This window comes from Arenibacter sp. ARW7G5Y1, assembly GCF_003201775.1.
Taxonomy (GTDB): domain Bacteria; phylum Bacteroidota; class Bacteroidia; order Flavobacteriales; family Flavobacteriaceae; genus Arenibacter.
Map to the genome: position 1 here is coordinate 202,280 of NZ_QJJZ01000006.1, position 13,571 is coordinate 215,850.

The 13,571-nt window shown below is 37.9% G+C and carries 10 protein-coding genes; 1 reads left to right on the top strand and 9 read right to left on the bottom strand.

Annotated elements, in window-relative coordinates:
• Positions 1 to 10: 10 nt before the first annotated feature.
• From C7972_RS11150 to C7972_RS11190, 9 genes are all read right to left on the bottom strand, one after another.
• Complete coding sequence (locus C7972_RS11150; protein ID WP_110356251.1) at positions 11 to 625, bottom strand: TetR/AcrR family transcriptional regulator; 615 nt, start codon at positions 623 to 625, stop codon at positions 11 to 13.
• Positions 626 to 837: 212 nt separating this feature from the next.
• Positions 838 to 1,893, bottom strand: coding sequence for an arsenosugar biosynthesis radical SAM (seleno)protein ArsS (gene arsS / locus C7972_RS11155; RefSeq protein ID WP_110356310.1), 1,056 nt, complete (start codon positions 1,891 to 1,893; stop codon positions 838 to 840).
• A gap of 129 nt (positions 1,894 to 2,022) precedes the next feature.
• Complete coding sequence (locus tag C7972_RS11160; RefSeq protein ID WP_110356252.1) at positions 2,023 to 2,358, bottom strand: arsenosugar biosynthesis-associated peroxidase-like protein; 336 nt, start codon at positions 2,356 to 2,358, stop codon at positions 2,023 to 2,025.
• Positions 2,359 to 2,547: 189 nt separating this feature from the next.
• Positions 2,548 to 3,306, bottom strand: a complete 759-nt coding sequence (locus tag C7972_RS11165) for a DUF2064 domain-containing protein (protein ID WP_181422858.1) — start codon at positions 3,304 to 3,306, stop codon at positions 2,548 to 2,550.
• 584 nt (positions 3,307 to 3,890) lie between these two features.
• Entirely contained in the window at positions 3,891 to 4,397 is a 507-nt protein-coding gene (locus C7972_RS11170; protein ID WP_110356254.1) for an OmpH family outer membrane protein, read from the bottom strand.
• Between the two features lie 295 nt (positions 4,398 to 4,692).
• Complete coding sequence (locus tag C7972_RS11175) at positions 4,693 to 5,523, bottom strand: bifunctional 2-polyprenyl-6-hydroxyphenol methylase/3-demethylubiquinol 3-O-methyltransferase UbiG (RefSeq protein ID WP_110356255.1); 831 nt, start codon at positions 5,521 to 5,523, stop codon at positions 4,693 to 4,695.
• 649 nt (positions 5,524 to 6,172) lie between these two features.
• Positions 6,173 to 8,041 (bottom strand): tRNA uridine-5-carboxymethylaminomethyl(34) synthesis enzyme MnmG, encoded by a 1,869-nt coding sequence (gene mnmG / locus C7972_RS11180; protein ID WP_110356256.1) that lies wholly within the window; start codon positions 8,039 to 8,041, stop codon positions 6,173 to 6,175.
• A gap of 5 nt (positions 8,042 to 8,046) precedes the next feature.
• On the bottom strand, positions 8,047 to 8,466 hold the full coding sequence (ybeY, locus tag C7972_RS11185; protein WP_110356257.1) for an rRNA maturation RNase YbeY: 420 nt from the start codon (positions 8,464 to 8,466) through the stop codon (positions 8,047 to 8,049).
• On the bottom strand, positions 8,459 to 11,914 hold the full coding sequence (locus C7972_RS11190; RefSeq protein WP_110356311.1) for a hypothetical protein: 3,456 nt from the start codon (positions 11,912 to 11,914) through the stop codon (positions 8,459 to 8,461). The genes ybeY and C7972_RS11190 overlap by 8 nt, the downstream gene beginning before the upstream one ends.
• 110 nt (positions 11,915 to 12,024) lie before the next feature.
• Between C7972_RS11190 and gltX the strand changes: the two genes are divergently transcribed.
• Positions 12,025 to 13,536 (top strand): glutamate--tRNA ligase, encoded by a 1,512-nt coding sequence (gene gltX, locus C7972_RS11195; protein WP_110356258.1) that lies wholly within the window; start codon positions 12,025 to 12,027, stop codon positions 13,534 to 13,536.
• The last annotated feature ends 35 nt before the right edge of the window (positions 13,537 to 13,571 follow it).

Below are 13,571 nucleotides of genomic sequence, written 5' to 3' on the forward strand. Positions count from 1 at the left end.
AAACAACATACTAGGCCGGCTCCTTATACTCAATTAATTTAAAGTATTGACGAAGCTGTTGGATATATTTATATCGCAACATCTTACTATTGCCTTCAACCATTAAGGTACGTATCCCGATATAAGATGAAATTAAATATGTTGCCACCGCTTCACTATCAATATGCCTGTTTACAAATCCGTCTGTTTTTCCCTTTTGTAAGGCGGTTACCAAATTAACTTCCCAAACCTTCATAATGTCCTGAAGGTAATTCATTATGTCAGGATTCTTCCCGTTAAATTCTGTAATGAAATTACTCAAAACGAATCCATAATCAAGGAAGTTGTGTTCTGCCGTTTCCAGGGCTTCGTCAAAACAGGCAACAATCTTGTTCAAGGGATCTTCTTGGCCTTCAATCGGTTCAATTAAACTACTGTAGACCTTTCTGAAAAGTAGATTCTGAACAATACTTATAAAAAACTCCTCCTTAGATTGAAAATGGTAGTAAAAAGCTCCTTTGGAAAGGGAGAGCTCCTTTAGAATATCATCTATACTTGTATTAAAATAGCCCTTTTGGTAAAAAACCTCCAAGCCGGTGGTTTGTATGCGTTGCATGGTAGCCATGCGCTTTAATTGTTTCTCCATAAGATTGGGTTTTCCGTAAACAGACTTTTTGGTCTGTTACCCTAACTCCAATTATGGCCATTTATTTAAAAAATAGTGCTAAAAATAAGTTTAAATCGATAAAATGCTCCAAAAAACTATAGTGAGACCCATTTTTTTGCTTGTACAAACCAATTGGTCCTTTCTTTTCCAAATTCGAAAGCAGTCTCTTAAGCGTTATAATTAACATAAGCTTAGGCAACAGACCCCTGACAGCTACTCCCCGCTCCGGCCGTACAACCGTAGCAATGTTGTGAAATTAAAATGTTCCTGTCATTTAGGATATCCTCATGGTAATCCTTAATGTGTTTAATTTTACTGGCAACCTTCAGCCCCAACATCTGATTGAAGTCGCAATCATACAACCAACCATCCCAACTCACCGAAATGGTATTGGTACACATTACATTGGCAACAGCTTTAGGGTTATACGCCTCCACAAGAGAATACATATAGTCCTCATAGTTCCCAGATGCTATTAAATAATCCAAAAAACGGGCAATGGGCAGATTGGTAATGGCAAACAGATTATGAAAATCAATATCAAAATCCACCTTCAACGCCTTTTTAAAATCGCGTTCCATTGCCACTTGATCTCCTGGCAAAAAGGCCCCGGATGGATTATAGACCAGATCTAACCTTAAGGAACTTTCCGGCATTCCATAACCAACCGCATTTAACTCTTGAAGCGCCCGTATAGACAGGTCAAAAACTCCTTCTCCCCGCTGTTTATCCGTTTTTCCACGTGTGTAATGTGGCATAGAGGATATGACGTGTATATTGTGTTTCTTAAAAAAATGGGGAAGGTCATAATATTTCTTGTTGGCCCTGATAATAGTTAGATTGGAGCGCACAATAAAATCCTTTATTCCCGCTTTGGCCGCCTCTTCCACAAACCACCTAAAATTGGGATTCATCTCTGGGGCACCTCCCGTTAGATCCAAGGTATGGGCACCTGTGTTGCGGATCACCTCCAAACACTGCTCCATGGTTTCCTTGGTCATTATTTCCTTTCTATCAGGACCAGCGTCTACATGGCAATGTTCACAAACCTGATTGCACATATAGCCCACATTGATCTGCAGAATTTCCAATTTTTTTGGACGTAATGGAAAATGCCCTATTTGGGCAATTTTATCCTTAAAGTAGGGCAATTCCCCCTTGTGGAAAATACCACCTTCAAGGATTTCCAATTGTTTATTTTCTGTGACAAGCGCACTATGCCTTGCCTTTAAAGATTTTGTTGCCATTCTTACAGTGTATTCAATTGTTAGTACGTCATAGCCATAAAAGATTACAAAACTTGGGGCCTTTCCGCTAAAAATCCCGAAAATCCCCAGCAAGACTTAGCTAGAATAGTAAGGGAGATGCCCCTAGTCTTACATAGAAAGCTTGTTATACTTATTCATCATTTGAACCCCGTGTACCAACGTTGCTCCACTTTCAATAGCGGCGCCTGCATGTACCGCTTCCATCATTTCTTCCTTGGTTATTCCCTTTTGTAGACCATCTTTGGTATAGGCATCAATACAATAGGGGCACTTAACTACATGGGCCACCGCCAAGGCTATCAAGGATTTTTCCCTAGCACTAAGGGCTCCTTCCTCAAATACTTTTCCATAGTAATCAAAAAACTTGTTTCCCAGTTCTTCGCTCCATTCCGTAATTTTTCCAAACTTCCGTAAATCTGCTGGGTCATAATAAGAATCTGCCATAATATAAATTTTGAATAGTTAATATGGGAACCCAAAATTGTGTTGGCTTCCCTTTTAGTAGTTTGTTTTATTCCCACAAAGTTCCCGTAAGTCCATGATTAGGACAATAAGCACTTACACCGGGGCGTTGTCCGGAACCCAATGCTTTCCAGATTATGGGATATGAGTGTTTTGTAAATCGATTTCCTTTTACCGGTAGATGATAGGAAAAGGTGAGCCTTTATTGAAATAAATGCGGTAAAATTTAAGACTAAACTGAAGATGCTCCAGAAAAAAAACTTTTATGTTCGGTGTTACCAAGTAGATGATTATTTGAAAGATCTTTTCGGCACTATCCTTCAATCCTTTTAGAATCCTCTTTAAATCTGCATGGGTATCCAAATCCAACAAAATACGAAACTGAATAACATGAACCTTAGAGGCTTCAATTACTGTTGTTATTTTTTTGGCAAGTGCATTTGTTTTCCATGGTAATTCCCTAAATGTCTTGGCATCAAACTGGGACTTATGGATCCCCATTAAATAAAAGCCTCCATCCCTTGAGGGTCCCAAAACAGATTTCTTTGCACCAAGCAATTTGGAAGCCCTTACAATATCGGAGGACTTCAATTGAGGTGTATCATTGCCAATGGTTATCACCTTATCAAAGTCCAACTCAAATATGGAACTAATGGCATTTACAAACCTTTCACCAAAAGAACTTCCAATTTGCTCTTTTTCCGACATTAAAAAATAGGGCAGACCCGTTTTCCGTGCTGTATTCAAGGTGTGTTCCGTAAGTACATCAAACAAAATGTTTCCTTTGGGAATAGCCTTATATTTCATTTCCTCCTTGGAGGAATTGGCAAATATTAAAATTGCGGTCCTATCTATTTTATAATGTTCGAGCATTAATCCTAAAATTACTTCATCCTTCAACAAAAACCTACATCCAAGTTTAGTCGCCAACCTTCGCATTTCATTACGGGAAGGGCATAATTCAATGTGCCATTATTTCAAAATTAAACTAATAAGTTGGTTATCCATGTGGAATTAAAGACTTTCCACTTTAAGTTTACAGCTGAAGCAACCCAAAATATCCATTAGGGCCCTCTTCCCTGAAACCCACTACATGATTCGTGAAGGAATTGGAATTATGGCGATTGGATACCGGTATAAAGCGTTTACTTTGACCATTGAGCTAATAAACTTATAAAAATCAGAAGTTCAATTTATGGCTCTATATGGTCCACCTAGAAATGACAGAACAATGGAATTTGAAGAGAAGTATTGGTAAATTAGTAAGGGAATATTAGAATAAATCAAAGATTCGCCTTAGTATGGAACCCTATGAAAAAGTTGTCATAAGCCCACGGCTGTCTTAAAAAATGAATATTCATTCACCAAGTTGGCCAGGTTATAGATTTAAATATTGAAATTATAAGTACTTAAAAGAATACGTGAGGCTAACGAACACAAAATAAAAAAACCTTCGAGGTATATCTCGAAGGTTTTTTAAATACTTTAATGTAAAAAGCCGAAATTATAAATTCCTATTGCTTATAATTATCGTTCAAAATTTTAACGATAGCGTCGGTTATGTTATGCGCTTCTTTACCGTATAGTACACTTCCCCCGTCCCCACCGGTCAGGATGAAAGAGTACCCGTTTGATTCGCCATAAGCCTTGATTTCCTTTTTTACCCTGGTTACCAAGCTATCCATTTCAGTTTGGCCCTGCAGCTGTAATTGTTGTTCTTCCTGTTGCAACTGTTGTCCGATAAACTGGCTTCGTTGTTGTAACTGACCATACTCCTCTTGTGCTTTAGCTTGTGCCATTTTTTGCGCCTTGGCCTGAAAGGCCTGGGCCTCCATTTGAAAAGCCTGGGATATACTATCCCTCTTCTTGCCAAAAGTTTCAGTCCTTGTTTTAAATTTAGCTTCAATATCAATTTTCTCTTGATAGGTATCCATCAACTTCACATTATCAACGAAAGCTATTTTTTCTTGTTGGCAAGATATTGTTCCGATAAATACCAACGCCAAAATAAATTTTTTCATTTTCTCTATAATTTAAATTTGGGCAAAAATAGAAAAGCTTTTTTACAATAAGTGAAAAATTGTTATTATTCATAGCAGCAAACCCCTAAATCAATTCACCCGCCAAATATCAATTTATCAATTGAAACTACCGTATACCTAAACAATAACTTAAACTGATCCTAAAATAAAAAACAATAGATGTAGCTTATTATGTAGGCCCTCTTAAATTGACTGGAATAGGCATATCCCAAAAACATAAGGTACTTGCTCCATTAGCATGTAAAAACACCCTTAAAAGTCCTTAAAACGCGTTTTACCGCCTTTCCATCACATAGATCAGGGAGGAATACTCCTTGGATCTCAAAGCGAGTAGATTAGAAATTAATCCAATGGCAAAAGCCCTTAAAAAATTCTGTTTACCCATCTTATATTTTTCGGAAAGAAGAGCCACATAGAAGGCATCAAAAAACATGGGCTTGGTCCTTACCAATTTCATTCCATATTTTCCAAAGATATCTCCAATACTCTTTTGGGAAAAATGCCAAAGGTGTCTTGGTACATCAAAAGCCGCCCAATATTCTTTATAGTATTTGGCGTCATATGATTTAAAGTTGGGTACCGCCACCACTAAGGTTCCGGTTTCAGTTAGGAGTCCGACCAATTTGGCTATCTGCAAATCAAGATCGGGTAAATGTTCTAAAACATGCCAAAGGGTAATCACCCCAAATTTTTGATCGATTGGTATAGCGCACAAATCATCCAAAAGCAATACACCCTTCTCCTCTGCTTTAAGCCTTGCCATTTCATTAGGTTCAATCCCAGTAATTCTCCAACCCTCTTGTTTTGCCGCGACCAGAAAATCTCCAGTACCCGCACCAACATCTAAAAGTGTTTTGTCCTTATCCGCATAGGAGCTAATTAGCGATAGCTTACTTCTTAAGTTGAAAGATTTTACCGTATGATACATTTTATCCACCACAGACTTCTTCGCATCGGTATGGGAAATATAATCAGCACTTTCATAATACTTCCCAAGATTTTCCGGTTGAGGTTCAGTAACCAACATATCCAGCACAGGATCATGTAATAATTTAAACGACTCTCCAGAGACGGTATAATCCTTAGTTTCCAAATAAAGCTTCATAATTCTGTTAGGCCGATAATAATTATTTTAATAAGCAACGAAGATACTTCAAAACCGTAGTCTATAAAAGTGAATCGGCAGGAAGATTTTAGCTATTATAACTGCACTACTCTAACCCAAAAAAATGTTCATTAACTTCCATTTAAAACAAACTTTATAACTAAAATTTTAGTCCCATATTGTCCTAAAGGTGAAAACAAATTCAAAATAGACTTGGTCCGACTAGTTTCCAAAAGGTAAATAAGAAATCAAATTTATATTCTCTCTTTCTTACTTAAAGTAACATTAAAATGACCACAACATAAAATTTAAACCTCTAAAAACAATAGAACAAATAAATTAATTACACGTATAAAACTGCAACCCCTAAATGTCATTTTTACGAGCTAATCCCAAGTCAGAAAATACAAATAATAGCATGATCGCACTTAGATATTTCAGAGATAATATTCATCAGTAGTTTTAGCATTTAATTAATTTTATTAACCCAAACAGAATATACAATAGAAGCACAAAAAAAAAGGTGCTTGCCAATTTATCTTGACAAACACCTATCTATAATACCAAATCCTTTGTTCCCTAAACAGTAATTAAAACGCATAAAATCAACTAAATGTTCCACGTGGAACATTTAGTTCTCAATCCAAATTTATCGCCCCATATAGACCAGTAAAACGCTAATATCATTTGGAGAAACCCCGCTTATTCTTGAGGCTTGGGAAATAGTTACAGGTTGAATTGCCTTTAGCTTTTCCCTGGCCTCATAGGAAAGGGATTTTAGTTTACTATAATCAAAACCCTTAGGGATTTTTATATTTTCCAGTCGCTGTAACTTATCCGCGTTGTTCTTTTCCTTGGCTATATAACCTGAATATTTTACCTGAATCTCTGCCTGTTCCAGAATCTCCCTATCCAAATCATTATCCTTAATAAACTTAGAAACACCATCCAACTGCATCATGTGGTGCATGGTTACCTTAGGTCTAGAAAATACTTTAAACATCTTATCAGGTTGCTTAACAGTGGACGAATCCAGCTTCTCCAAAATAGGGTTTATCTCTTCAGGCTTAAAACTAGTCTCTCTAAAAAATTCAACAAAAGCATTGGATTTTCGTTCCTTTTCCTCCATTTTTTCCAACCTATCCCTTTTAGCCAATCCCATTTCAAAACTTCTGGGAGTAAGCCTTAAATCAGCATTATCTTGTCGCAAAAGCGTCCTATATTCAGCTCTTGATGTAAACATCCTATAAGGCTCTTCCGTGCCCTTCGTAATAAGATCATCCACCAATACCCCAATGTAAGCTTCATCCCTATTAAGGATAAAAGCCTCCTTCCCATTAATTTTCAAATGAGCATTTATCCCCGCCATTAGCCCTTGGGATGCCGCCTCCTCATAGCCAGTTGTTCCATTAATCTGACCGGCAAAATACAAGTTATCTATAAGTTTGGTTTCTAATGTATGCTTCAACTGTGTAGGGGGGAAATAGTCATACTCGATGGCATAACCCGGTCTAAAGAACTTCACATTCTCAAACCCTTTTACAGATTTTAAAGCTTTATACTGAACATCCTCGGGCAAGGAAGTTGAAAAACCATTTACATAAACCTCTACCGTATTCCAGCCCTCAGGCTCCACAAAAAGTTGATGGCTATCCTTATCTGCAAACCTATTGATCTTATCCTCAATAGAAGGACAATATCTAGGCCCAAGACTCTTAATCCTACCATTGAACATAGGAGAACGATCAAAACCTTCCCTTAACAAATCGTGAACCAAAAGACTGGTATGGGTCATATAACAATCCCTCTGATGGGTCAAAGCCTTGGTGTCGGAATATGAAAATTTCTCAGGAACCTCATCACCAGGTTGTGGAATCATAACCGAATAATCCAAAGATCTCCCATCCACCCTAGGGGGTGTTCCAGTCTTCATCCTACCACTTTCAAATCCTAATTCCACCAATTGTTCGGTAATACCAGTAGCTGCCTTTTCTCCTGCCCTACCCCCGCCAAATTGCTTGTCTCCAATATGAATCAAACCATTTAAGAAAGTACCATTCGTTAGCACAACAGACTTGGACCTTATGTCGATTCCCAAAGATGTTTTAACACCAACAGCACGGCCATTTTCCACTAAAAGACCAGAAACCATTTCCTGATAAAAATCAACATTTGGAGTATTCTCCAAAGCCATACGCCATTCCTCGGCAAACCGCATTCTGTCATTTTGAGTCCTAGGACTCCACATGGCTGGACCTTTACTTTTATTAAGCATTTTAAACTGTATGGCGCTCTTGTCACTAACAATACCACTATATCCACCAAGAGCATCTATCTCCCGAACAATTTGTCCCTTAGCAATTCCACCCATGGCAGGATTACAGGACATCTGTCCAATAGTCTGCAAGTTCATAGTAACCAACAAGGTTTTAGAACCCAAATTGGCAGCAGCAGCAGCAGCTTCCGCTCCAGCATGACCTGCACCAACTACTATAACATCGTATTCCTTTTCAAACATAATTTTCAATGTTCCACGTGGAACAATTTAATTTTTTCATCTTCCTTTAACCTCATTTGCACGGATTCCTCTTCACTTTTATCCCCATACCCAACAAGATGCAGAACCCCGTGAGCCATCACTCGTTTTAACTCGTTTTCAAAATCAACACCATACTCCGAAGCATTATCCCTTACCCTTTCAACAGATATAAAAATATCCCCGGCAATTATATCAATATCTCCATAAGGAAAGGTGATAATATCAGTATAGGTGTCATGATTAAGATAGTCCTGATTTACTTTTAGAAGATAATCATCATCACAAAAAATAAAATCCAATTGCCCACAACGCTTGTCCTCAGAAAGTATTATCCTACTAATCCAATCGGTAAAGTTGGTTTCTGCACCAATGCTAAAATCAGTTTCATAGTGAAAATCAATCATCAATTCCAAAATATTCCTTAACCCTTATTTGAAAATTTTGCTGCAAAGGTAGTGCTTGTCTATTTAAAATCTCCACATCATTACGATAATTATCTAATATTGAGGGCCTAGTAAGAATAGGGTTCTCAAAGGAATCATTACTACTGTTGCTTTCCCTTTCTTTTGTCTTCCCCTGTTTTATAGCGGCATTGTCCAATTTCAACATTTCCCTATTAATGTTGTTCATCTTATTAATAGTTTGCTGGGTAACTCCATTTCTCAATAAATCATTTTGAAAATCCTCCATTTGCTTCACCAACTTTTCACCCAACTTACGATCATCGTTACTGATAAGGTTCTTTAATTGATCCTCAAGTTGTTCTCGCAATAGTTGTTGCTCTTTGTAAATCTCATATAATTCATTTAGTTCCTCTTCACTAGGCCCCGATTGATTGCCAGCAGAACCACCCTCGCTTAGACCGCTGCCACCCTGGCCGGTTTTAGAGCCTTGCCCTTCCTTAGAACCCTTACTCTTGCCATTAGCGCCTTCTTTACCATTATCTCCTGCCTCTCCATCACCATCTTTACCATCATTACCATTCTTCCCAGAATTACCTTCCTCTCCTTTGCCTTTCTTTCCATCGCCAGAACTACCGCCTTCAGAGCCCTTTTTTCCCATCTCTCCCAATTTCTCACCTAACTTTTCCTGTCCCAAAATAATGTCGGGCAATTGAAAACCTTCTCCATCTCCTTCACCCATACTTGGACTCATACTCTCTTGCATATTTTCCAAAACATTGGCCAAAAAATCGCTAAGGCTATTAGAGGCATTCAAAACATACTTTTGATAAGAAGCGCCTTGATACATTTCACTCTCAGCCATACTTTCCAAGGCCTTATCCAAATTATAATACACTTCGGTAATTTGTTCATTAACAAATTCAGAAAGTTCAGCCTGCCTCAAGGATAAAGCAAACAAACTATCGTCTACATGCCCAAACAATTCCCTTAATTCTTGTTGCTTTTTTATACCAGCAGTATTTACAGAACCGGACAACTCAGTTTGTACCATACTATTATACAATCCTTCCTGTTTAAAAGAAAAGGTGATCAAATTATCCAACAACTGCCTCAACATTTCGGCGTCCTCTGCAGTAGATGAACCCCCTCCACCACCAGAACCGGCCGACATCAAATTTTCAGAAAGTTCCTTCATTTTTTTGGCAGCCGACCTTTGTTTGGCTTTAACCTTATCAGTAGAAGACTTATCCCCATTAGGCTGTTTGGCAAGCTCCTCCATTGCATCCTTTTGATCCTTCTTCACCGCTTCCACCTTGCCCATATCCAACTTTAAATCCATAGGCTTCCTTAAATGAGCAATATCCTTCATCAATTCCTCCACCTCTTTACTAATTTCTTCAAATTTAGAACTTAAACTATCCTGTACAATTTGCTCCACTTCAGAACCCCACTCCTTATCTACCAAAGACTTCTGTTCCTTGGACAAAAGGTCCAAATCTTCCCCCAATTGCTGTGCCTTCTGTTGGACATAATATCTTTTGGTGAGCTCCAACAACTGTTCCAAATTTCGATCAGCATTCCTCTGCTTCTTTCCAAGATCTTCCAGCCGTTGTGCCAATTCATCCTTGTTCAATTTTTCCGCTAACTTGTTTAACTCCTCCAACAAACTTTCATTCTTCCTCGCCTCCAATTCCTGCCTTTCCAACCTTTCCTCAAGAAGCCGTTTCAATTTACTATTATCTTCTGCCTTCTTAAGATTATCCTTCAATTGGCCACTAAATCTTTTCATTAAATCTTCCTGTACCTCCTGCTGCTTCAGAAAATCCTTAATACGCTTCTGATCTGAAAAACTTAGGGTACTATTTTCCCTTTCCTGCCTTTTAATCTCCCGTAAAGTTTTCTGTTGTTCCTTGGACATTTCCAAGGATCTATCCAGATTATTAAGAATAGACTTTTGAAAGGCCAACTCCTTCTCCCTCAATTGATTATCATTTAGCAAAGAAGAGGAGAACACCTGACTTTTAGTGATTTTACCCTTGTGGATAGCATCATTATCCTCCACTTCAAAATAGTAATCATAAATCTCACCTTCAACCAACTCCAAACCGGAAGGAAAGGTGTAATAAAATTTATTATAATTGGTATTAGGATTGGACAGGACCATTACATTTTTATCAACCTGTCCTCTAGTATAGTAAATCAATCTAACAGTACTCAATTGGTAATCATCGGTTGCCTCCCCTACGTAATAAGACAGATTAGGATTTAAGGAATCAAGAACCTGATCCACCCGTAATCTAGGATAAGCATCCCTTACCACAGTAAAACTATACCCCAGACGCTCATAGTTGTCAATGTTGGCATTGGAAATGGACAATTCATAATCCAAATCGGAAAAAACACGTTTATCAAAACTAAAAGTATCCCCTGATCTTTCAAAATTCAGAATACTATCCCCCAAATGAAAAAGTACTTCATCGGTTGTCTTAGTCTTCATCTTCCAAGATACACGCGTACCCTCAGGAAAAACAGCATTACCAGTACTTCTTATTACCTCATCCCCTTTATTGGTATAGTCCGGATAATCAAGAATCATATTAAAATCCACAATACTAGGCGCAGCAAGTACATTTAAAAGGTACTCCTTGGACCTAAAACCATTCGCAACAAAATAAAACGGAACACTTTCCAAAGGTTGCGTAAATTCATACTGATAAAATCCCTGTTTTAGCTGTAAAAGAAATTCATTATCCCCCACCACAATAGACATACTTTCTGGTCTAATACCTCCCTCTGTAGCCACAGAAACAATCTTGGAACTTCCTTCCAAAACATCCAAATTTTTAGAAAGTAACTTAAAACTAAAAGGTGCCGGCGGTTCATAGGCAAGATCATAGTTAACTACTCTTTTATAGGAACTGAAATACGAAACTACATCTCCAGAAACCCAGATTACACCAAAAACAAAAAGAGGAAGCAATAAATATTTGGCGTATCCTATATTATCTTTAAGATCAATAGCCTTAACGAAAGGAATTACACTCAAATCCGTTGATCGTTGTTGTATACTCGCCAATAACAATTCCGATTCCGTTTTACTTTCTGCCAAATCCAACAGGTTTAAAAGTTTATCGTCCACTTCAGGAAAATGCTTGCCTATTAAAAGGGATGCTTCCTTATTAGTTAAGCCGCGCTTCCATTTTAACAAAAAGGCCAAAGGCCTAAAGATAAATTTCAAAACCAGGAACAATTCAACACTCACAAATAAGATCAAAAGAACGAGCCTACCCGAAGAATTTAACCACAAAAAATACTCAACACCCAATACTACCAAAAAGAAAAGCAATCCAAAAGCCAAAAAAAGAAGCACACCTTTAAGCAACATCTTAGAGTAGAACTTTGCAATAAAGGCATTAAGCTTTTCAAGTATTTTATTATAATTATCCAAAACAGACCATTTTATAACCAAGGTACAAAAAAGACAACTAGTCCCAAAGGAGACAAAACCCAATCCCAAAATAGAACGCTTTATGTATCTTTGCGCAAAAATAATACTTCATGACCAAGAAAGTACGTGTTCGCTTTGCCCCAAGTCCAACAGGACCTCTACACATAGGTGGTGTAAGAACCGCTTTATTTAACTATTTGTTCGCCAAAAAACATAAGGGCGACTTTATCCTAAGAATTGAGGATACCGATCAAAATAGATATGTTGAAGGGGCAGAACAATATATTATAGACGCCTTAAATTGGTGTAATATACCTTACGATGAAGGCCCTGGTAAAGATGGTGGATACGGGCCCTACAGACAAAGCGATAGAAAAGAGCTATACAAAAAATATGCCGATATTCTTATTGAAAAAGGCCATGCCTATTACGCCTTCGATACCAGTGAAAAATTGGATTTTCACAGAAAGGACCATGAAGAAAAAGGTAAAACATTTATATACAATTATCACAACAGACTAAAGCTTTCCAACTCTTTGGCCCTGAGCCCAAAGGAAACAAATGCAAAAATACAAGCCGGGGAAGATTATGTTATACGCTTTAAAACACCTCAAGATGCCGAATTACATTTAACCGATATAATAAGGGGCAACATCAAAATAGATACCAATACCCTGGATGATAAAGTATTGTTTAAAAGCGATGGCATGCCCACTTACCATTTGGCCAATATAGTTGATGACCATTTAATGGACATTACCCATGTTATCCGCGGTGAAGAATGGTTGCCTTCTTTAGCACTCCATCAGCAATTGTACGATGCCTTTGGTTGGGAAGCACCAAAATTTGCCCATTTACCCTTAATCATGAAACCTGTGGGCAAAGGAAAACTTAGCAAGAGGGATGGGGAGAAAATGGGGTTTCCTGTATTTCCACTTACTTGGAACGATTCCATAGGGTATAAGGAGGCAGGATATTTTCCGGAGGCAGTCATAAACTTCTTGGCCTTATTAGGCTGGAATCCCGGTACGGAACAAGAGATATTTTCCCTAGAGGAACTAGTTTCTACCTTCAGTTTGGAAAGGGTTAACAAATCGGGAGCACGTTTCGACCCGGAAAAAACCAAATGGTACAATCAACACTATCTTCAAATCCAAGACGATACGGACCTTGCCAATCAGTTTATGCTGAACTTGGATAAAAGGGGCATAGAGATCCCAAATGACAAAAATAATGCCGAATATGTAAAAAAAGTAGTGGCCCTAATTAAAGAGCGAGCCACTTTCGTAAATGATTTTTGGGAATTGGGCAATTATTTCTTTTTAGCTCCCAGCGTATATGATGAAAAAGTAGTGAAAAAACAATGGAAAGAAGACACTCCTAGCATTATGACACAATTGCTATCCCTGCTGGAAGGTCTGGAAGACTTTGGATCTGAACAACTCGAAACCGAAGTTAAACAATGGATTTCCCAAAATGGACTATCATTAGGAAAAGTAATGCCCCCTTTAAGATTGGTCATTGTTGGGGAGATGAAGGGCCCACATATTTTCGATATTATAGCTTTAATAGGGAAAACAGATAGTATCAATAGAATAAAAACGGCCACCTCCATACTTTAAAATACTAGGTCTAATAGATGCCCTGTGATTAACAG

What these genes read in the sequence shown, in the direction of transcription:
- C7972_RS11150 (WP_110356251.1), bottom strand. Translation starts at nt 625, where the DNA reads ATGGAGAAACAATTAAAGCGCATGGCTACCATGCAACGCATACAAACC.
- arsS (WP_110356310.1), bottom strand. Translation starts at nt 1,893, where the DNA reads ATGGCAACAAAATCTTTAAAGGCAAGGCATAGTGCGCTTGTCACAGAA.
- C7972_RS11160 (WP_110356252.1), bottom strand. Translation starts at nt 2,358, where the DNA reads ATGGCAGATTCTTATTATGACCCAGCAGATTTACGGAAGTTTGGAAAA.
- C7972_RS11170 (WP_110356254.1), bottom strand. Translation starts at nt 4,397, where the DNA reads ATGAAAAAATTTATTTTGGCGTTGGTATTTATCGGAACAATATCTTGC.
- C7972_RS11175 (WP_110356255.1), bottom strand. Translation starts at nt 5,523, where the DNA reads ATGAAGCTTTATTTGGAAACTAAGGATTATACCGTCTCTGGAGAGTCG.
- mnmG (WP_110356256.1), bottom strand. Translation starts at nt 8,041, where the DNA reads ATGTTTGAAAAGGAATACGATGTTATAGTAGTTGGTGCAGGTCATGCT.
- ybeY (WP_110356257.1), bottom strand. Translation starts at nt 8,466, where the DNA reads ATGATTGATTTTCACTATGAAACTGATTTTAGCATTGGTGCAGAAACC.
- gltX (WP_110356258.1), top strand. Translation starts at nt 12,025, where the DNA reads ATGACCAAGAAAGTACGTGTTCGCTTTGCCCCAAGTCCAACAGGACCT.